We start from the raw sequence: 19,350 nt of genomic DNA, 5'->3' as shown, positions 1-19,350 counted from the left end.
TCAGGCCGCTTCCGGCAGCCTGATCTGCAGCGAGCGGGGATCGCGGGGCAGGGTGACGCGGACGACGGTGCCGACGCCGAGCTTGGAGCGCAGCTTCATCGAGCCGCCGTGCAGGTTGGTGAGCGAGCGCGCGATCGCAAGTCCGAGGCCCGAGCCCTGGTAGCTCTTGGTGAGCTGGCTCTCGACCTGCTCGAACGGCTTGCCGAGCCGCCGTAGCGATTCCGGCGCGATGCCGATGCCGCTGTCGGCGATCAGCAGCACAATCGAGTCGTCGAGCATCTGGCCGCGCACCAGCACGCGGCCGTTGTCGGGCGTGAACTTCACGGCATTGGAGAGCAGGTTGACGATGATCTGCTTGACCGAGCGGCGGTCGGCGACAACCGAGATCGTGCTTTCGATATCGGATTCCAGCGACAGGCCCTTGTGCTCGGCGCGGCCTGAGACCACCCGCAGCGACTCGGCGAGGATGCCGGAGAGGTCGAGCGGCTCCATGTCGAACTTCATGCGGCCGGCCTCGATCTTCGACATGTCGAGAATGTCGTTGATGACCTCGAGCAGATATTTCCCCGACGTCAGGATGTCGTGGCAGTACTCCTCGTACTTGTCCGAGCCGAGCGTGCCGAACAGGCCGCTGCCCATGATCTCGGAGAAGCCGATGATGGCGTTGAGCGGCGTGCGCAACTCATGGCTCATATTGGCGAGGAATTTCGACTTCGCGGCGTTGGCGTCCTCGGCGCGGGTCTTTTCCTGCGAATATTTCTCGGCGAGGTCGGCGAGCTCGACCGCCTGCCGCTCCAGCTCGGATTGCGAGCGCTGGAGGTCGATCACGGTGGCGCGCAGGCGCAGATCGTTGTCGACCAGCTTCTGCTCGTGCGCCTTGATGCGGGTGATGTCGGTGCCGACCGAGACGTAGCCGCCGTCCTTGGTGCGGCGCTCGCTGATGTGCAGCCAGCTGCCGTCGTCGAGCTGGGCCTCGAAGGTGCGGGCGCCCGGCGCCGGCACGCCGCTCTCGTGCAGGCGGGTGCGCACCTCGGGCATGCTGCCGACCTCGATCACGGTCTCGTAGGAGGTGCCGGGGCTGACGGCGGTGTCGGGCAGCTTGTGCAGCCGCTGGAAGTGCGAGTTGCAGAGCACGAGGCGGTCGTCGGCATCCCAGAGCACGAAGGCCTCCGGGATGGTCTCGATCGCGTCGCGCAGCCGCAGGTCGGCTTCCACCGACTTCTCGGCGAGGCTCTTCTGCTCGGTAATGTCGACCGCGATGCCGATCAGGTGCAGGCCGCCGTCGGCTGCGGCGTGGCTGAGCTCGCAGCGCACGCGCAGCCAGATCCAGTGACCGCCGACATGGCGCATGCGGAAGCTCTGGTCGATGTGATCGATCTTGTTCGAGATCAGCTGGTCGGCGATGTCGAACAGGTTGATGTCGTCGGAATTCACCAGCGCGTTGACTTCGCCGAAGGTGAGGAGGTCGTTGCGGCTGTCGAGCCCGAGCAGGGTAAACATCGACTGCGACCAGAAGATCCTGCCGCGCGACAGGTCCCAGTCCCACAATCCGCAGCGGCCGCGATTGAGCGCGGTGTCGATCCGGCCGCGCACGGCGTCGTTGATCAGGTCGCCCTCGCGGGCGCGGGTCGATTGCCAGTGGAACGCGAAACCGAGGATCAGCACCACGAAGCTCGTGGTCGCCGACAGCGTCACCGAGAGCGCGGCGTCCGATCCCCAGATCGGCTCGTTCATCTCCTGGATGACGACGACCTGGCCGGGCAGCGACTTGACGAGTTGCGAGATCGCCAGCGCGCCGGTGCCGTTCGGCAGCGTCATGTCGCTGACCGCGCCCTGCTGGCCTGGTGCGATCAGCAGCTGCGCGGTGGAGACGATGTCGAGGACGCGGTCGCTCTCGCCGGCGCCGTCGATCGGCACGCGCGCCAGCACGCGGTGATCGGCGCTGGTGATGATGACGTGGCGGCCATAGGCGATGCCCCAGGACGGGATCAGGTCCGGCAGCAGCTCCTGCATCTTCTCGATGTTGGCGAGCCGCTCGCGGCGCACCGAGGTCAGGCGGTCGAGACGCTCGGCGAGGATGTCGGAGAGCGCGGCAAGGTCGCGCTTCATCGCGCCGCGCTTCTGCCGGTTCTGGTCGATCACCTGGACGAAGGCGCCGAGGCAGATCGTGATGAGGAAGGCGATGATGAGCATCGGGACAGCGCGGCGCAGTGCAGGCTCGGCCGTCAAGAGCCTGTGATAGGCCGGTTTTGCGATCGACTGCGCCAATCCTTTGATCGAATCGGATTGGACGCACGCGTTCGCTGCATGCGCGCGCGCCATGCCTTAGACCCCCGCTCTAAGCTGATTTTTACCCGGCTCGGATGCTCCCCACGATGCATCCGAATCATGATCATTTGAATCCAGATTTCCGGGACTGTCGAGAGTCAACGATTCGTTAATGCGAAATAATTCTTGTCAAAAACAGAATCGGTCGTCGCAAAGTGAGTCCGAAAGGAGAACGGCTCCGTAGAATTACGCGCGCGCCGGTTCAGCGTGACTGATCACACGCTTCACGGTCGGGAACGCGCGGCGCAGTTTGCGTTCAATCTCGTCGACGCTTTCGTGCACCTTGATCACACTCATCGAAGGCGCGGCGCGGCAATGGAAGTTGACGATCTCGCCGGCGTCGGTGTTGCGGACCCGCACATTGTGAATGTCATGGATCGCGCCGCCATCGGCAAATCCGGTCAGCGCGGCCTTGATGGCCTCGACGCGGTCGGGCGCGGCGTCGGTTCCCCATGGCAGTTCCGGCTGCAGCGGCTCGATATGGGTGTCGACTTCGACGTCCTCGCCGAAATCCTCGCGGATCGCGCGCTCGAGCTCGTGGGCGATGTCGTGTGCGGCGTCCAGCGCCATGTCGCTGTCGAGCTCGAGGTCGATGCCGACGATCAGCTTGCCGTCGATGTCGTGGACGGTGACGTGGTGGATGGCAAGGCCTGAATTGCGCGCGATCACCATGATGCGTTCGCGCACGCTCTCATTGTCGCGCGCCACCGGAACCGCGGTGAAGGTGAGGTCGGCATCGCCGAATGCCTTGCTCATGGCCTCCTGCGCCCGGCGCTTGATATCCTCGACGCGGTCGATCGGGTAGGTGCGCGGCACCTTGGCGATGGCGTCGATGAAATGCGTCGCGCCGACCATGCGGACCCGCAGGCGATCGACGTCGACGACCCCAGGCACGGCCTTGATGGCCGCGGTGGCCTTTTCCAGCGCGCCTTCGGGCGCGCGGTCGAGCAGGGTCTCGACCGTCTCCCGCGCCATGCGCAGGCCGAGCAGGGCGATCATCACGGCGACCGCGATCGCCGCGGCGGCGTCGCCCCACCAGAAGCCGAAGCCCGCCAGCACCAGGCCGACGATGACGGCGGCCGAGCCCATCACGTCGGAGGCGAAATGCAGCGCGTCGGCGGCCAGCGCCTGGCTCTTGGTGTCGCGCGCGGCGCGATGCAGCGCGCGGGCGCGCCACAGATTGACGCCAATATCGAGGAGGAGAACGATGAAGGGAATCGCCGAGATCGACGGCGGCGGGGCGCCCTCGCGCAAATGGCTGTAGGCCTGCACCAGGATGCCGCCGGCCAGCACATAGAGCATGGCGATGATGCCGAGCGCCGAGACGCTCTCGAACTTGCCATGGCCGTAATGATGCTCGGCGTCGGCCGGCTGATCCGATACGCGCACCACCGCCCAGGTGATGATGGTGGCGACTAGGTCGATCGAGGAGTGCAGCGCCTCCGAGATCAAGGCCAGCGATCCGATGGCGATGCCGACGACGAATTTCGCGACGGCCATGCTGCCGCTGGCAAGGATCGAGATCGCGGCGACGGATGTCTTGGTCGAGGATGTGCTGGTGTTTGAAGAGGTCATGGGCGGCGGTGTAGCAGGGAGTCCGTGAACATCAAGTGTCAGTCGTCGTTCGTCATGCGCAATCGCAACTCACTTGCAAGAGCGCGTCTCGGTCGTGGAGTTGTTGCGAACTATTCCGAATCTCAAGACGGCACCGCAGTTCATCGGCCGCACGTGCTTGCGCCAAAAATCAGGCCGTCGTCCTGGCGAAAGCCACGACCCATAACCACAGGGTCGTGTTGTTGGAGTGAGCTGTAGCAACTGCATCGCGTCATGATTCGCATTCGGGGCAATGGGTCCTTGCTTTCGCCAGGACGACACCGAGGATGGTTCTCGCGCGATACCGCGCGCCATCATACGTCCTGTCTCCGGCGTCATCGCCCGCGAAAGCGGGCGATCCAGTATTCCAGAGGCAGTCGTTACCGAACCGAGAAGCCGCAGCGTACCGGATCACCCGTATTCGCGGGGGCGAGGGATTGACGGATTTTTCTGAGTTGCCCGTCGTGTCGAATTGGCAACAAACCTCATCGCCGCAAGAGTGCGATCCTGCTTATCATGAGACATCAAGCACGCTATCATCCGATTGTTGGACAAGACTGAACGGGGTGCTGGGCGTTGGTCGACCATGACGGATAACCGAGGCGGCAGTCTTGGATGACATTGGACGGAAGAGGGACACGCCAATGAACTCCACACCCACTCCGAATGCAGGTGAACCTGGTGAGGGCCCGGCCGCGAGCGCCGATGAACGGCTGGCGGAAGCACACAAGCAGATCGTCCGCGCTGATGAGGAGCTCACGCGCCTGAGCGAGCAGCTTGCAAGGATGGAGCGCGACGCTGCGCCGCCACCGTCGCCGTCGTCGGCTGCACCTGTCCCGCCCTCGGTCGGACCTGCAGCTTCGTCCGGTCCTGGTGCTTCGGCCGGACCTGCTTCGTCCGGACCGGTCTCGCAATCATCGTCCGGGAGGCCGGTTTTCCGAGCCCTTGCTGCCTTGTCGATGGCGGCGTGCGTCGTTGTCGCTGTGCTGGCTTCGCAGTCGTCCTATGGTGCGAAAGCCAAGCTGGCGGTCGCCCGCTGGGTGCCGCAGCTCGCGTCAGCGCCATCAGCGCCGCCGGATGATCGGCCGCTTCCCGCGCAGCGCGCTCCAGATGCCGTTCAAGTTGCCGCGGCTGAGCCTGCGCCACCGCAACCGACGCCCGCGCCGCCGGCCGCAACGCAGGACACCGCGCCGAAAGCAACGCCGGACACCGGGCCGCCGGCTCCTGCGGCGCTTCCGGATCAAACCGAGCTGCTGCAAACCATTGCGCGCGATCTCGCGACCGCGCAGCGAAACATCGAGCAGCTCAAGGCGGAGCAGCAGCAATCGGCCCGCGAGAGCTCCAAAGCCATCGAGGAGCTCAAGGCAAGCCAGGAGGAATTGAAACGGACGCTCGCGAAGGTTTCCGAGCAGAAGGCGTCAGCGCCGCCGGCGCAGCCGCCGCCGACGCACCCGGCTCCGAGCCCCCGCAAGCCGCAGCGGACATATGAGCCGCCCTACGCGAGAGGGCCGCCTCGGATGCCGCCAAGGGAGTGGCTCTACGACGATTGGTAGCCGTCGATGCGATGATCATCGAATCCCACCGCAGCGCCCGTGATGATCGGGAAGACCAGGCACATCATGAGCGTTGCGACGGCGATGCCTGGTCCGGTGTTTGGAAGGCGGCGTCGGGCGGCGTCCCCGGGGATGATCGACGGGCTGATGTTGCCGGCAGCACGATCACCTTCGCTCCGATCTTCACCCGCTCGTAAAGATCCATGACGTCGTCATTGGTCAGCCGGATGCAGCCGGACGAGACCCGCTTCCCGATCGTGTCGGGTTTGTTGGTGCCGTGAATTCGATATTCGGTCTCGCCCAGATACATCGCACGAGCGCCGAGCGGATTTCCGGGACCGCCTGCCATGAACCGCGGCAGATAAGGTTGACGCGAAATCATCTCCGAAGGCGGACGCCAATCCGGCCATGCTGTCTTGCGGGCCACGGTCTGTTCACCGGACCACGTGAAACCTTCGCGGCCGACACCGATGCCGTAGCGCAGCGCTTGCCCGTCGTTCAGAACGAGATAGAGGAACGTGTTTTCGGTATCGATGACGACGGTGCCCGGCGTCTGGTGGCTGACATAGTCAACCACCTGCCGATCAAGTCTTGCAGGTGCGACAGCGGCTTTTGGTGTTTCGATCCGAGGCGTCGGCGTCGAGATAGGAGCCGGGACTGGCACTGGTACGTGAACTTGAGTTGGCGTGCGGACTGGAGCTGGAACTGACAGCGCGACGACTTGATGCGCGGTCGATTTTTTCGTCGGTTGAATGCTCGCCGGGCGAGACAGCAAACCGTAGCCCAATGCGGCAGCGGCCATGGCGCCGATTGCAACTCTTCCGGCCACCGGTAGTGCGAGCGTCTCCGTCTTCGCACGCTTTGCCCGCTTTGCCATGTCTTTCCCCAGGTCCCTGTGCCTGGACGAGGTAGCGAGCAAATTCTAACAAACTGCGAAGCGATCTCGCTCAGGCCGGAAGTCGTTAAGCATCGTTAACGCCGGCTCGGCTGCGGCTTGCGCGCTTCGACGGCAGGCCAGATGTCCTTGCGCACCTCCTCGAAGATCCCGCGGATCTCTGCGATCGAGCGGGTGCGGAAGGGGGCGCCGATACACTGTTCACGCGCCGTCGAAGACGTTCTGTTCAGTCATGTTGCTGACGCATTCTCTGTCTTAGTCGGCGACAACTAAAAACACTGTGTGGGACCCGCTGCGGTTCCCACAATGGTTCCGTCGCCGGAATTGGCACGAATCCGCAAAGAACTGGCCCCGGGTTAACGTCTCCACGTTCACTCGGCCATGTTTTGCGAAATCGGGAACCGAACGATCGAGAAAAATCAGTCAAGGAGTTATGATGCTGTTCGGCTCGAGCGCCGCAGTTTGCGGCGCCGTAGTTGCGCTCACCATTTTTGGCCGAGCTGCTGGAAGTGAAATCGGTACGGTTCATTCAAGCGATGTCGTCGATGCTGCTTGTGGGGATGCGATCGTTGGCGCAGCCTCCATGTACAATCCGTTCAAGCCCGGCAAGGAGGAAGGCGGTCCGAGCACTGCTTCCGGCGAGCGCTATGATCGCTCGGCCTGGGCGGCTGCCATCAAGACAAGTCTGCGTCGGAAGTTTGGTGGGGTTGAGTTCGGCGCGAGGCCGAAATATGCCCTGGTCGAGGCTGCAGGCAAGAAGGTCATCGTCAAGATAAATGATGTGGGGCCGCTCAGGCCTGGCCGCATCATTGATCTCAATGAGCGGACGATGCGTTATTTCGATCCAAGCCTGGAGCTCGGAGTCATCAGCGACGTAAAAGTTAGTCCGCTTGCAGGGGACTATTGGGTTCCCGGACCGGTCGGCTGAACGTCGCGCGCGGAAGAGCCGGGCTGAACGGCGGCTGCAACGCCGCCGGACTGCGCTTCGCCAACTGATCCGCCTTGCGCACCTGCCGCTACAGCGTCACCACGATCTTGCCGAGGTGCTTGTTGGCTTCCATGTGCTCGAACGCCTTGCCGATGTCGGCGAATTTGTAGATCTGGTCGATCGGCAGCTGCAGCTTGCGCGCTTCGACGGCGGGCCAGATGTCCTTGCGCACCTCGTCGAAGATCTCGCGGATCTCCTCGATCGAGCGGGTGCGGAAGGTGACGCCGATATACTGGATGCGGCGCGCCGCGTGCAGGTCGAAGTTGAAGTCGGCATGCGTGCCGCCGAGCCGGCCGACATTGACGATGCGGCCCTTGACCTTGGTCGCCTTGAGATTCTGGTTGGCGACCGATCCGGAGACCTGGTCGACGATCAGATCGACGCCTTCGCCACCGGTTGCCTGCAGCACCTGATCGACCCAAGCGGGATCCTTGGAGTCGACCGCGAGATCGGCGCCGAATTCCGTCAAGCGGCCGCGGCGCATCGGATCGGTCGAGGAGCCCACCACGAGCTTCGCGCCCTTCAGCTTTGCGATCTGCATCGCCATCAGGCCGACGCCGGAGCTCGCGCCCTGAATCATTACGGTCTGGCCGGGCTGCAACGCGCCGTTGGTGACGACGGCATTGTGCATGGTGGTGAGCGCGACGGGCAGGGTGGCGGCCTCGTCGAAGTTCACGTTCGACGGTGAGCGAAACAGCCTGCCGTGATCGGCGAGCGTGTACTCGGCGAACGCGGCGCCGCCGGAGCCCATGATCTTGTCGCCGATCTTGACGCCTTTGGCGTCGGGGCCGAGCTCGGCAACCTCGCCGGCCCATTCCATGCCGAGCACAGTGCCGACGCCGCCGGCCGCGCCATGGGCGTGGCCCTTGGTCATGCCGAGATCGGCGCGGTTCAGCCCGCAGGCGTGAACCTTGACCAGCACCTGCGTCCCCTTCGGAGTCGGCTTGGCGACATCGGTGATTTCAGGGCCGTTGGCTCCGTATACATAGGCTTTCATGGGCTTGTTCTCTTTTGTGTCGTCTAACGCGGGATGACGCTGAAGTATCGTCACCCCCGCGCAAAGGCTCCGCCCTTGTCGCTGGAGGTGCGAGCCTTGCGGCGCAACTGCGCCGCTGGGCGAGCCTCGAAGGATGAGCGGTCCGGCTGGTGGCCGTCGACCCTTCGAGACGCGCTTCGCGCTCCTCAGGGTGACGGATCACTAGCGGATGTCTATTCGGCGGCCTGGCGCTTGCCGCCAGACATCATCGCTTCCAGCCGTTCGCGGATGATCGCTTCCGCCTCGTGGACGATGCGCGAGATCAGCTCGGCGCAGGACGGGATGTCGTGGATCAGGCCCTGCACCTGGCCGGCCGACCAGATGCCCTCGTCGGCATCGCCGGTGGCGTAGACCATCTTGCCGCGGGCGCCGGCGACCAGCTCGCGGACGTCCTCGAACTTGGCGCCTTCCTTCTCCATCGCAACGACCTTGGTCGAGATCGCATTCTTGGCGACGCGCGAGGTGTTGCGCATGGTGCGGAAGATCAGCTCGGTCTCGCGCTCGTCATTGGCGACGATGCGTTCCTTGACGAGCTGATGGATCGGGCTCTCCTTGGTGCACATGAAACGCGTGCCCATGTTGATGCCCTCGGCGCCGAGCGCGAGCGCAGCGACGAGGCCGCGGGCATCGCCGAAGCCGCCGGAGGCGATCATCGGAATCTTCACCTTGTCGGCGGCGGCGGGAATCAGGATCAGGCCGGGCGTGTCGTCCTCGCCGGGATGGCCGGCGCATTCAAAGCCGTCGATCGAGATCGCGTCGGCGCCCATCCGCTCGGCGGAGAGCGCGTGGCGCACGCTGGTGCATTTGTGCAGCACCTTGACGCCGTGCTTCTTGAACTCGTCGACATGCTCCTGCGGCTTGTTGCCGGCGGTCTCGACGATCTTGATGCCGCTTTCGATGATGGCTTGGCGATACTCGGCGTAAGGCGGCGGCTTGATCGCAGGCAGGATGGTCAGGTTCACACCGAACGGCTTGTCGGTCAGCTCGCGGCAGCGCGCAATCTCCTTGCGCAAATCGTCCGGCGTCGGCTGCGTCAGCGCGGTGATCATGCCGAGCGCGCCGGCATTGGCGACGGCGGCAACCAGCTCCGCGCGGCCGACCCATTGCATGCCGCCCTGCACGATCGGGTGGTCGACGCCGAACATTTCGGTGAAGCGTGTCTTGATCATTCTGCCCTCGTTTCCATCGGAATTTTCCGCGACGCGGACGGCCGCGCACGGTGTTGTTTTTGGATGTCGAGGGAAGGATGCAGTCCTGTCCGGCAAATGTCTACCGGTGACCTGCGGCGCGCCCATGCGGAAATGACGGGGCGCGGAGGTAAGGCGAGGGTCAGAGAGTTTTGGTCAACTGCTCAGGAGCGCGGACCCGGTGCGCACTGTTTCATCCGCGTCATTGCGAGCGAAGCGAAGCAGTCCATTTCGCCACTTGCGGAGCGATGGATTGCTTCGTCGCTGTCGCTCCTCGCAATGACGGTGGTTGGCGCTACGCCGGCACGGCGTCCTTCTTCGAGGCGGCGGTTTCCTCGTCGAACGCGGCGGCGATGTCGCGCATGCTGACGACGCCGATCAGGCTGTAATTGTCGATCACAGGCACGTGGCGAATGTGGTGCTTGGTCATCAGATGACGGATGTGCTCGAGTGTGTCGCTCGAGGTGCACGACACCAGCTGCTGCACCGAGACCAGTTGCGAAACCTTCATGCTGGCGCCGGCCGCACCGTGCTCGGCGATCGCGCGCACCACGTCGCGCTCGGTGAACATGCCGACGGCGGTGTTGCCCTCGGTGCGAACGACATCCTTGACCACGAGCGCGCTGATATTGCTGGCGCGCATCAGTTGCGCGGCGATCGCCACCGTCTCGTTCATGCGGACCGTGGCGACGCGAGGGGTCTTCTTGCGCAGGATATCTCCGACTTGCATGGCAACCTCCTTGGTTATCGTTGACAGGATTCTGGTATACAAAATACCAATTGTCAACGCCGCCGTCGCAGAAATCTACCACCTGGAAACAGCCGAAATAGGCAGAATAGCTGACGTTTCAGACGATTGTGACCGCGAGTGAGCGGGCAGGCCGTCGGCCGCTCTAAGCGCTTCTGGTATCTGGCATCCCTGTTCCTGCCAACGAAAGAGGCGCACCGAAGTGCGCCTTTCACCAGTTCAGTGCCGAAATCCGGCAGTCAATTCAGGCCGGCATCTCAGGCCGTTTTGGCGTTGGTCGCGGTCTCGGCTGCGGCCGCAGCCGCCTCGTTGCCGTTGATGAACGCGCGGCGCAGCGGCTTGATCACGAACAGCGCCATCAGCGCCGCGGTGGCATTGAGGGCGACCGCGATCACGAACACCGCCTGCCAGCCAAAGTTGGCAGCAACGATGCTGGCAGCCGGCACCAGCAGCGCTGCGGTGCCCTTCGCGGTGTAGAGCATGCCGTTGTTGGTGGTCGCGAATTTCGAGCCGAAGGTGTCGCCGCAGGTCGCCGGGAACAGCGAGTAGATCTCGCCGAACACGCCGAAATAGACTGCGGTGGCCAGCACGAACACCAACGGGTTGTGGCCCCACGTCGACAGCGTCAGCAGCATCAGCGCGCCGGTGCCGAACGCGATGAACATGGTGTGTTCGCGTCCGATATTGTCGGAGACCCAGCCGAAGAACGGCCGTCCGAAGCCGTCGAAGATGCGGTCGAGCGAGATCGCGAAGGTCAGCGCGGCCATCTGGAAGCCGGCGAGCGAGACCGGCGTCGTGGCGATCTTGTAGTCGTGCGCGATCGGCGCGATCTGCGCCGCCGCCATCAGGCCGCCGGAGGCGACCATCACGAATACCAGATACATCACCCAGAAGATCGGGCTGCGCAGCACCTGCGGCGGCGTGAAGTCGATCTTGGTCTGCGGCAGGTTGAGCTGCTTCTTCTTCGGCGGGATCGAGACCGCGGGCTTCTGGATGAAGAAAGCGAGCAGGAACACGATCAGGCCTTGCCCGATGCCGAAATCGAAGAACGCGGTCTGGTAACCGCTCGAGGCGATCATGTTGGCGATCGGCACCACGGTCAGCGCAGCGCCTGCGCCGAAGCCCGCCGCCGTTGCGCCGGCGGCGAGGCCGCGGCGATCGGGAAACCATTTCAGGGCATTGCCGACGCAGGTGCCGTAGACCGAGCCGGCGCCGATGCCGCCGATCACAGCCGCGGCGTAGAGCAGGGTGAGTGAATCCGCGTAGGAGTTCAGCACCCAGGACAGCATGATCATCACGCCGCCGAACATGATGACGATCCGCGGGCCGTATTTGTCGACGAACCAGGCCTCGACCGGCACCAGCCAGGTCTCGGTCACCACGAAGATCGTGAAGGCGAACTGGATTGACGCGCGGCCCCAGTGATGCGCGCCGTCGATCGGATCGACGAACAGCGTCCAGCCATATTGCAGGTTGGCGATCATCGCCATGCAGATGATGCCCATGACGAGTTGCAGCCAGCGGAAGCCGCTGAACGAAGGTTGAGCTTGTGTTGCGGCAGTATTGCTGGAAACCATCAAATCCTCCCGAGCGCGCTGGTGTTCTTGTGACCCAGTGTCGCAATTATTGTGGCGTATCGTCGCAAGCACTTGGCTGGAGGTTGGTATACTATATTCCAGAAAGCAAGCCCATCTTTCTGCTGCGTCGCAGCAAAACTGGCATACTTTGGGCTGATTTGGACTCGCGATCGGTGCCGCAAAATGAAAAACGCCCGGCGGTGGCCGGGCGTTTTCGTCGGCAGAAGTGGCGCGTTGCCTAAGCCATCGCCGTCGATTTCTCGACCACGATTTTCCGCCATGGCTTGAGCACGGATATCGCGAGCAGCGAGGCCAGGATGTTGGCGCCGGCTGCGATGATGAACACGTTGTCCCAATTGCCTGACGATTGCTGCATGTAGTTGGCGATCGGCACCAGCAGCGCGGCGGTGCCTTTCGCGGTGTACAGCAGGCCCGCATTCGTCGTCGCGAATTTGGCGCCGAACGTGTCGGTGCAGGTCGAGGGGAACAGCGAGTAGATCTCTCCCCAGGCAAAGAACACGAAGCCCGAGAGCAGCACGAACCACACCGGATCGTGGCCCCAGAGATAAAGCATCCAGATGCCGAAGCCTTCCATGCCGAAGGCGATGAACATCGTGTTCTCGCGGCCGATCATGTCGGAGATCCAGCCGAAGAACGGACGCGTCAGACCGTTGAGGACGCGGTCGATTGTGGCCGCGAAGGTCACGGCCGTCATCGTCACCGCCATCAGCGTCACCGGCACGCTGTCGACCTTCCAGTCGACGGCGATCGGCTTCAAGTTCGCCGTCACCATCAACCCGCCGGCGCCGACGATCACGAACATGAAGTACATCAGCCAGAAGATCGGCTGCCGCAGCACTTCGGTCGGCTGATAGTTGCGCCGGGTCTGGATGATGTTGGCGTTCTGCACGACGGCCGGGACCTGTCCGGCCTTCGGCGCGAGCAGGAAGAAGGCGAGCAGCACGATGATGATGCCCTGGCCGAGACCGAAATAGAGGAAGGTGGTCTGGAAGCCGGAGTCCTTGATCATCGCCTGGATCGGCGCGACCGTGAGCGCGGAGCCCGCGCCGAAGCCCGCTGCGGTGATGCCCGCCGCAAGCCCGCGCTTGTCGGGAAACCATTTCAGCGCGTTGCCGACGCAGGTGCCGTAGACGCCGCCGGCGCCGATGCCGGCAATGATCATGCCGAGATAGTAGCCGTTCAGCGAGGTCGCCTGCGCGTTGATCGCCCAGCCGATCGCGCAGAGGATGCCGCCGATCAGCACGACGAGGCGCGGACCGTATTTATCGACGAACCAGCCTTCGACCGGCACCAGCCAGGTCTCGAACAGCACGAACAGCGTAAAGGCCCACTGGATCGATGCGCGATCCCATCCAAACTTCTTCTGGATGTCGGGCACGAAGAACGTCCACCCGTATTGATAGTTTGCGATCATCACCATTGCGGCGACGCCGATCGCAAGTTGCGTCCAGCGATAGGTGTCGCTGACACGCGCGGCCGCGGGGGCCGCAGTTGCCTGAACCATGTCCGACATTCATCCTCCCAGTGCGCGCTTTGTCATTCTGCTTGTGGCGCGGCGCGATCATCTTGGTATCCGATATGCCAAGGTTCAAGCTGTCGCAGAGGCAGCGTGCGCATATGCCGCAGAAGACTCAGGTGCGCGCGAACACTAGTTCAGCGCGCAAAAAAATGGCCCCGGAAATCGGGGCCATTGGTCGAAGGTTCAATGTCAGGTCGTATCTTGCAGCGAGACACGCGCGGCGAAGAGCGCCGGGAAATTGCCGTGCCTCAGAGCCCGAAGCGCGGCAGATCGCCGTTGCGGTTGGAGATCTCCGCGCTCTTCATCAGCAGGCGGTCGATCGAGGCCAGCAGGCGGCCGAGCAGGGTGGAGGAGGGCGCGAGCGCGATGGCAGTTGCAGTCGTCTTGGACATTGGTGTCCCCTTTCACTGGAGGCCAGCAATGGGCCGGCATCATCTGCAGCCAAACTATGTATACCAGATACCAGATACAACGGACTTGTTTGCATAGCAGCATTCGCCACTGTGCATTGCAACATAATTGCCCACCTGGCATCCCAGATCCGAGGGAAAGTGGCGCGAAACCAGAGCCTTGGATCAGGCGTTCCCGGCGGCCGGATGTTCGGCCGCGGCTCGTCGAGCCGGGGTGCGCAGCCGCTTCCGGCCAAGCGAAACTGCGGCCATCGCGCCCGCGCGGTGCGGCCGTCATAAAGAAAGGCCGCCCCGGTGGGCGGCCTTGAGTGACTGGGTTTGCTTTTCTTCTTGGCCGGTTGAAGGGTCGGGGCCAGATCCCTTCACCGCGTCCAGTCTTCGCCCGCGCACAGCGTTCCCATGCAGCCGCGTACGTTCAGCGTGCCCGACGACACCAGCGTCACCGAGCTCTCATAGGTCTTGCCGTCATCGGCGTTGTAGATCCGGCCCGCCCATTTGTTCGGGCCTGCGGGCTGCATGTTGATGAACAGCGACATGCCCATCACAGGCCGGGTGCGCTGCGCGGGATCGGCATTCTTGTCGTCGAGCTGCGGCTTGCCGGTCGACTTGTCGGTCGGCTCCCTCAGCCAGACGACACGGCCGCACAGCGCGGCGCCGCAGCGGTGGACCTTGATCCTGGCGTCGCCGGACTGGGTCAGCCAGACGCCGGCCGGATCATTGGCCTTGTCGGTGGCTTTGGCGGCGTCGGCGGTACCGCTGAGGAGCGGGATGTGGAACGCCGCCACGATCAAGCGGCGGGTAAGGTGAGCGTGGAGCAGCTGCTTTAAGGCCTTGAGCCGGCCGTCACTATCTGCGGGTAAAGTCATCATCCACCTTCCTCATGAAAAATTTCATGATAAACATGAAATAAATCACGTTTTAGGTTGAGTCAACAACATTACCAAGGCATGATGCATCCCAACCGTAATGGCCTGTTTGGCAAAAATTTTTTCGGGTGGGTGCGATGGGGAAATCGGTTCGCGAGCAGCGCCAGCTTTGGTTTCGAAGGCTCGATCGGGCGTTCTGGGTGATCTGGGCCGCGCTACCGGTGGTGCTGTGGCTCGCCTACTACCGCACCACCACGGCCTCGGCCACGATCGCCGAAAGCCTCACCGGCGAGCAGGCCAAATGCGCCGCCATCGTTGCCAACCCGCTCACCATGTCGGCTAAGGGCCAGGTGCTGTTCTGGTCGCTGTTCGCGCTTGGGGTATCGTTTTACGCCGTGTTGATCGGCATCCTTCATCGCATGGTCAATCGATTCGCCAACGGGCGGATCTTCGTGTCCGAAACGCTGCAAGGTGTCTGGTGGATGGGGATCTTCCTGGTGGTCTGGCCGTTTGTGGATACGATCACGACTGTTGCGGTGAGCTACGCCCTGTATCAACTCGGCGACGTCAAATTTTTCCTGCCGAGCTACGGCGTCGATGTCAGCACCGTCGCCGGCGGTGTCTTCCTGATGGCGCTGAAGTTCGTGATCGAGCACGCTATCCTGTTGCAGTCCGAAAACGAGCTGACGATCTGAGGTGATGCCGGTGCCCATCGTGGTGAACCTCGATGTCATGCTCGCAAAGCGTAAGCGCCGCCTCGGAGACCTCGCGGACGCGATCGGTATTTCGATTCAGAACCTGTCGATCCTGAAGACCGGCAAGGCCAAGGCGATGCGCTTCTCGACGCTGTCGGCGATCTGCCGCGAGCTGGACTGCCGGCCGGGGGACATATTGGAGTATGTGCCGGGCGATGAGGGTGGCGATGCCGAGAGCGGCGAGGGCGGTTGACCGGACGCGAGATTGATCGCGAAGTACCGCCGTCATACCGGCGCGATAACGGCCGCAGCCAAAAGCAATAACTCCACGCGTGTTTTCATTTCGTCTCATTTGCTTCGTGGGCTGACACGCAATCCATGGCGCCCAGACCGTGTTGCCGGCGCATCGAGCGGCGACGAAGCGGCTGCCGTCGCCCGGCGGCATGAGTCCGATCGACCTCGGCAATGACATTGGCGGCTCTCTGCGAAATCCGGTCAATGCCGGCGGCGTCGGCTCGATCCGCCTTTCGCTTGGGCGTGTGCGGACGCCGATTGTGATCCTGCGGGGTGGAAGCAATAAGCAAGATTGCTTCCGCACGTCGTTGTGACGTGGATCACGGCAATACATCCTTGGCGTGCATTACGGTCCAGAGCAAGCGGGATCGCCTGGCGAACTCTTGCGATATCAGCTGGCGCCACGACAGCTTCGCGGCCCGCCAGTTTCCAACTGGAGAAACTCTCTCCGAGGAGAACAGCGTGATGACAGACATCTGGATTCGTTCCGCGAGCAACTTCTTCGCATTCCTGCGCATGGACACCTCCGCGGTGACCAGCCCTAACGGCGCCGGCAGCGGCACCGTCAATGGTCAGTTCTACGGCCCGGGAAGCGAGCCGATCACCGCGACCGGCAATGACGAGGTCTTCTTCGTTCCAGTCTCCGACACGGCTTTCGCGCTCCGATCGATCGTTTCCGCGAATGCGTATCTGCGCATGGACGGCTCGAGCGTCACTGAATTCAACGTCGACGGAAGCGGAACGGTCAACTGTCAGTACTATCCCCAAGGCGCGCAGCCGCAAGCTGTGCCTGGAAACGATGAGGTGTTCCGGTTCGTCTCGATCCCCAACAGTCCCGTCGTTGCGATCCGATCCTTTAACTATCCGAATGCCTATCTGCGGATGAATGCCGCCCGAGTCACGTCGCGGCAGGGCAATGGAAGCGGCATCGTCAACTGCCAGTACTATGCCCCGGGATCCCTGCCGCAATGGACGCCCGGCAACCTCGAGGTGTTCCACGTCTCCGCCATTCCGATCAGAACTTCCTGAGAGGGCGAAAGCGCGAAGGAGAGACGTCGTCGGCGTTGCTTGTTGCAGCGTCGGCGCGCTCGCCAAGCAGCGACGAACCGCTCTTGACCAGGAGCGCCCGGCTCAACTCATCCAGCGCGGCAGCGGCAGATTTTTCTTGCGCAGGAAATCCGGATTGAACAGCTTAGACTGGTAGCGCTGGCCGCCGTCGGCGAGGATGGTGACGATGGTCTTGCCGGGGCCGAGGTCGCGCGCAAGGCGCATTGCCCCGACGATGTTGATCGCGCTCGAGCCGCCCAGCACCAACCCCTCATGTTCGATCAGGTCGAACAGGACCGGTAGCGCCTCCTCATCCGTGATCTGGTAGGCCATGTCGATCGGCGCGCCTTCGAGGTTCTTCGTCACGCGGACCTGGCCGATGCCCTCCGTGATCGAGTCGCCTTCTGTCGTCAGCTTGCCCGTGGTGAACCAGTTGTAGAGCGCGGCGCCCATCGGATCGCTGAGCGCAATCTTCACGTTCGGATTGCGTTCCTTGAGGGCGCGTGCCACGCCGCCCAGGGTGCCGCCGCTGCCGACGGCACAGGTGAAGCCGTCGATCTTGCCGTCCGTCTGCTGCCAGATCTCGCGGCCGGTCGTGCGATAGTGGCCTTCACTGTTGGCGACGTTGTCGAACTGGTTCGCCCAAAATGCTCCCAGCTCCGCGGCGAGGCGCGCGGAATAGCGCGCATAGTGGCTCGGGTCGGAATAGGGCACCGCTGGTATCAGGCGCAGATCGGCGCCGTAGAGCCGCAGCAGGTCCTGCTTCTCCTGACTTTGCGTGTCGGGCATCACGATCACGGAACGATAGCCGCGGGCATTGGCCACGAGCGCAATGCCGATGCCGACATTGCCGGCCGTGCCTTCGACGATGGTGCCGCCCGGCTCGAGCAGGCCGCGCTGCTCGGCGTCGTTGATGATCGCGAGGGCCGCCCGATCCTTGATCGAGCCGCCCGGATTGAGGAATTCCGCCTTGCCGTAGATGTCGCAGCCGGTGGCTTCCGATGGCCCTCGGAGCCTGATCAATGGCGTGTTGCCGATCGCATCCAACAGACCCGAGCGAACAGTCATGGTGCCCCACCTTCCTCTTGTTCCGCCATCTTACGCCGGGCTCCTCAGCGCGTTGGTGCTGTTCTCGACATGATTTGGGAAGGATCGCTATCGCTTGTGGTGCGATCGCAGAGATTTCATTCTCTTGAGCGATCAAAAGGCAGTAGCTGAATCCGTGCAGAGCGCGCCGCGGTGCTTCATGCAAACAAAAATGGCCGCGGTTGCCCGCGGCCATTTGGCGTGTTGCTTGAGCGTGCGGCTTACTCGGCGGCCTGCTTGCGCGGCGGATCGAGCGCGCCGGAGTCGTGGATCTCGGCGACCTGATGATCGCTGAAGCCGAGCACCTCGCGCAGGATCTCGTCGGTGTGCTCGCCGAGCAGCGGCGAGCGCTGCACATCGCTCGGCGAATCCGACAGCTTGATCGGGTTGCCGACCGAGATGTACTTGCCGCGGGTCGGGTGATCGACCTCGACCACGGTGCCGGTCGCGCGCAGCGACTGGTCTTCCGCGATCTCCTTCATCGACAGGATCGGGCCGCAGGGGATGTCGTCCTTGTTGAGGATCTCCATCGCCTCGAATTTTGTCTTCGTCATCGTCCACTTTTCGATGCGGGCGAAGATCTCGTTGAGGCGCGGCAGGCGGGCCGGCGGCTTGGCGTAGTTCGGATCGGTCTTCCAGGTCGGCTCGCCGATCACGTCGCAGATCTTCTCCCAGACCGGGGCCTGGGTGATGAAGTAGATGTAGGCGTTCGGGTCGGTCTCCCAGCCCTTGCACTTCAGGATGCGGCCGGGCTGGCCGCCGCCGGAATCGTTGCCGGCGCGCGGCACGGCATCGCCGAACGGAATGCCTTCGCCGAACTGGCTGTATTCCTTGAGCGGGCCGTGGGCGAGGCGCTGCTGGTCGCGCAGCTTGACGCGGGCGAGGTTGAGCACGCCGTCCTGCATCGCCGCGGTGACGCGCTGGCCCTGGCCCGAATGGGTGCGCTGATAGAGCGCGGTGACGATGCCCAGCGCGAGGTGGAGGCCGGTGCCCGAGTCGCCGATCTGCGCGCCGGTGACCAGCGGCAGGCCGTCGCGGAAGCCGGTGGTCGAGGCGGCGCCGCCGGTGCACTGCGCGACGTTCTCGTAGACCTTGCAATCCTCATACGGGCCCGGGCCGAAACCCTTGATCGAGGCGACGATCATCTTCGGGTTGATGGCGTGGATCTTCTCCCAGGGGAAGCCCATGCGATCGAGCACGCCGGGGCCGAAATTCTCGACCAGCACGTCGCACTGCTTGATCAGCGCGGTCAACACTTCCTTGCCCTTCGGGTTCTTGGTGTCGAGCGTGATCGAGCGCTTGTTGTGGTTCAGCATGGTGAAATACAGGCTGTCCACGTTCGGGATGTCCTGCAGCTGGCCACGTGTGATGTCGCCGACGCCGGGACGCTCGACCTTGATCACGTCGGCGCCGAACCAGGCCAGCAATTGCGTGCAGGTCGGACCCGACTGGACGTGGGTGAAATCGAGAATGCGAACGCCCTTGAGCGCCTTGGTCATATCTATTG

17 protein-coding genes and 1 pseudogene are annotated in these 19,350 nt (G+C 63.4%); 5 read left to right on the top strand and 13 right to left on the bottom strand.

Annotated elements, in window-relative coordinates; all coding sequences use genetic code 11:
- Together QDT69_RS01275 and QDT69_RS01270 are read right to left on the bottom strand one after the other, a co-directional pair.
- Positions 1 to 2,322: a PAS domain-containing sensor histidine kinase gene (locus tag QDT69_RS01275; RefSeq protein ID WP_279704862.1), complete on the bottom strand. Its 2,322-nt coding sequence runs from the start codon at positions 2,320 to 2,322 to the stop codon at positions 1 to 3.
- A 192-nt stretch (positions 2,323 to 2,514) separates the two neighbouring features.
- A complete protein-coding gene (locus tag QDT69_RS01270) occupies positions 2,515 to 3,903 on the bottom strand; it encodes a cation-efflux pump (protein ID WP_279704861.1) in 1,389 nt (462 codons plus the stop codon).
- A gap of 971 nt (positions 3,904 to 4,874) precedes the next feature.
- On the opposite strand from QDT69_RS01270, the gene QDT69_RS01265 reads away from it, so the two are divergent.
- Positions 4,875 to 5,474 carry a hypothetical protein gene (locus QDT69_RS01265; protein WP_279704860.1) on the top strand — a complete coding sequence of 200 codons (600 nt, stop codon included), beginning with the start codon at positions 4,875 to 4,877 and terminating at the stop codon, positions 5,472 to 5,474.
- 64 nt (positions 5,475 to 5,538) lie between these two features.
- Here the strand turns inward: QDT69_RS01265 and QDT69_RS01260 are convergent, their stop codons facing one another.
- Both QDT69_RS01260 and QDT69_RS37180 read right to left on the bottom strand, forming a co-directional pair.
- Entirely contained in the window at positions 5,539 to 6,351 is an 813-nt protein-coding gene (locus QDT69_RS01260; protein WP_279704859.1) for a L,D-transpeptidase family protein, read from the bottom strand.
- 110 nt (positions 6,352 to 6,461) lie between these two features.
- Positions 6,462 to 6,563, bottom strand: a pseudogene (locus QDT69_RS37180) (quinone oxidoreductase); the annotation flags it as partial.
- Between the two features lie 239 nt (positions 6,564 to 6,802).
- Between QDT69_RS37180 and QDT69_RS01255 the strand changes: the two are divergent.
- A complete protein-coding gene (locus tag QDT69_RS01255) occupies positions 6,803 to 7,297 on the top strand; it encodes a septal ring lytic transglycosylase RlpA family protein (protein WP_347952015.1) in 495 nt (164 codons plus the stop codon).
- Between the two features lie 88 nt (positions 7,298 to 7,385).
- Here QDT69_RS01255 and QDT69_RS01250 read toward each other — a convergent pair whose 3' ends face one another.
- From QDT69_RS01250 to QDT69_RS01220, 7 genes are all read right to left on the bottom strand, one after another.
- Positions 7,386 to 8,354: a zinc-binding dehydrogenase gene (locus QDT69_RS01250; protein ID WP_279704857.1), complete on the bottom strand. Its 969-nt coding sequence runs from the start codon at positions 8,352 to 8,354 to the stop codon at positions 7,386 to 7,388.
- Between the two features lie 212 nt (positions 8,355 to 8,566).
- Complete coding sequence (locus tag QDT69_RS01245) at positions 8,567 to 9,562, bottom strand: nitronate monooxygenase family protein (protein WP_146984813.1); 996 nt, start codon at positions 9,560 to 9,562, stop codon at positions 8,567 to 8,569.
- 313 nt (positions 9,563 to 9,875) lie between these two features.
- Positions 9,876 to 10,310, bottom strand: a complete 435-nt coding sequence (locus QDT69_RS01240; RefSeq protein WP_050423996.1) for a CBS domain-containing protein — start codon at positions 10,308 to 10,310, stop codon at positions 9,876 to 9,878.
- 275 nt (positions 10,311 to 10,585) lie between these two features.
- Positions 10,586 to 11,905 carry an oxalate/formate MFS antiporter gene (gene oxlT, locus QDT69_RS01235; RefSeq protein ID WP_279704855.1) on the bottom strand — a complete coding sequence of 440 codons (1,320 nt, stop codon included), beginning with the start codon at positions 11,903 to 11,905 and terminating at the stop codon, positions 10,586 to 10,588.
- A gap of 238 nt (positions 11,906 to 12,143) precedes the next feature.
- Complete coding sequence (gene oxlT, locus QDT69_RS01230; RefSeq protein ID WP_050423972.1) at positions 12,144 to 13,439, bottom strand: oxalate/formate MFS antiporter; 1,296 nt, start codon at positions 13,437 to 13,439, stop codon at positions 12,144 to 12,146.
- A gap of 254 nt (positions 13,440 to 13,693) precedes the next feature.
- Positions 13,694 to 13,837 (bottom strand): hypothetical protein, encoded by a 144-nt coding sequence (locus QDT69_RS01225; RefSeq protein WP_279704854.1) that lies wholly within the window; start codon positions 13,835 to 13,837, stop codon positions 13,694 to 13,696.
- A 380-nt stretch (positions 13,838 to 14,217) separates the two neighbouring features.
- Positions 14,218 to 14,721 carry a DUF2147 domain-containing protein gene (locus tag QDT69_RS01220; RefSeq protein WP_279704853.1) on the bottom strand — a complete coding sequence of 168 codons (504 nt, stop codon included), beginning with the start codon at positions 14,719 to 14,721 and terminating at the stop codon, positions 14,218 to 14,220.
- Positions 14,722 to 14,858: 137 nt separating this feature from the next.
- Between QDT69_RS01220 and QDT69_RS01215 the strand changes: the two genes are divergently transcribed.
- The 3 genes from QDT69_RS01215 to QDT69_RS01205 all read left to right on the top strand — a co-directional run bounded on the left by QDT69_RS01215 (position 14,859) and on the right by QDT69_RS01205 (position 16,739).
- Positions 14,859 to 15,416, top strand: a complete 558-nt coding sequence (locus QDT69_RS01215; RefSeq protein WP_050423973.1) for a DUF2975 domain-containing protein — start codon at positions 14,859 to 14,861, stop codon at positions 15,414 to 15,416.
- A 10-nt stretch (positions 15,417 to 15,426) separates the two neighbouring features.
- On the top strand, positions 15,427 to 15,669 hold the full coding sequence (locus QDT69_RS01210) for a helix-turn-helix transcriptional regulator (protein ID WP_024579626.1): 243 nt from the start codon (positions 15,427 to 15,429) through the stop codon (positions 15,667 to 15,669).
- Between the two features lie 314 nt (positions 15,670 to 15,983).
- Positions 15,984 to 16,739, top strand: coding sequence for a hypothetical protein (locus QDT69_RS01205; protein WP_279704852.1), 756 nt, complete (start codon positions 15,984 to 15,986; stop codon positions 16,737 to 16,739).
- A 102-nt stretch (positions 16,740 to 16,841) separates the two neighbouring features.
- On the opposite strand, the gene QDT69_RS01200 is transcribed toward QDT69_RS01205, so the two are convergent.
- Both QDT69_RS01200 and frc read right to left on the bottom strand, forming a co-directional pair.
- Positions 16,842 to 17,825, bottom strand: a complete 984-nt coding sequence (locus QDT69_RS01200; RefSeq protein ID WP_279704851.1) for a cysteine synthase A — start codon at positions 17,823 to 17,825, stop codon at positions 16,842 to 16,844.
- Between the two features lie 239 nt (positions 17,826 to 18,064).
- The gene (frc, locus tag QDT69_RS01195) at positions 18,065 to 19,342 is read right to left on the bottom strand and encodes a formyl-CoA transferase (protein WP_279704850.1); all 1,278 of its coding nucleotides are present in this window, start codon (positions 19,340 to 19,342) and stop codon (positions 18,065 to 18,067) included.
- Positions 19,343 to 19,350 lie beyond the last annotated feature (8 nt).

Source organism: Bradyrhizobium sp. CER78 (assembly GCF_029846235.1).
Lineage (GTDB): Bacteria > Pseudomonadota > Alphaproteobacteria > Rhizobiales > Xanthobacteraceae > Bradyrhizobium.
This window is presented reverse-complemented; position numbering and strand designations above follow the sequence as displayed.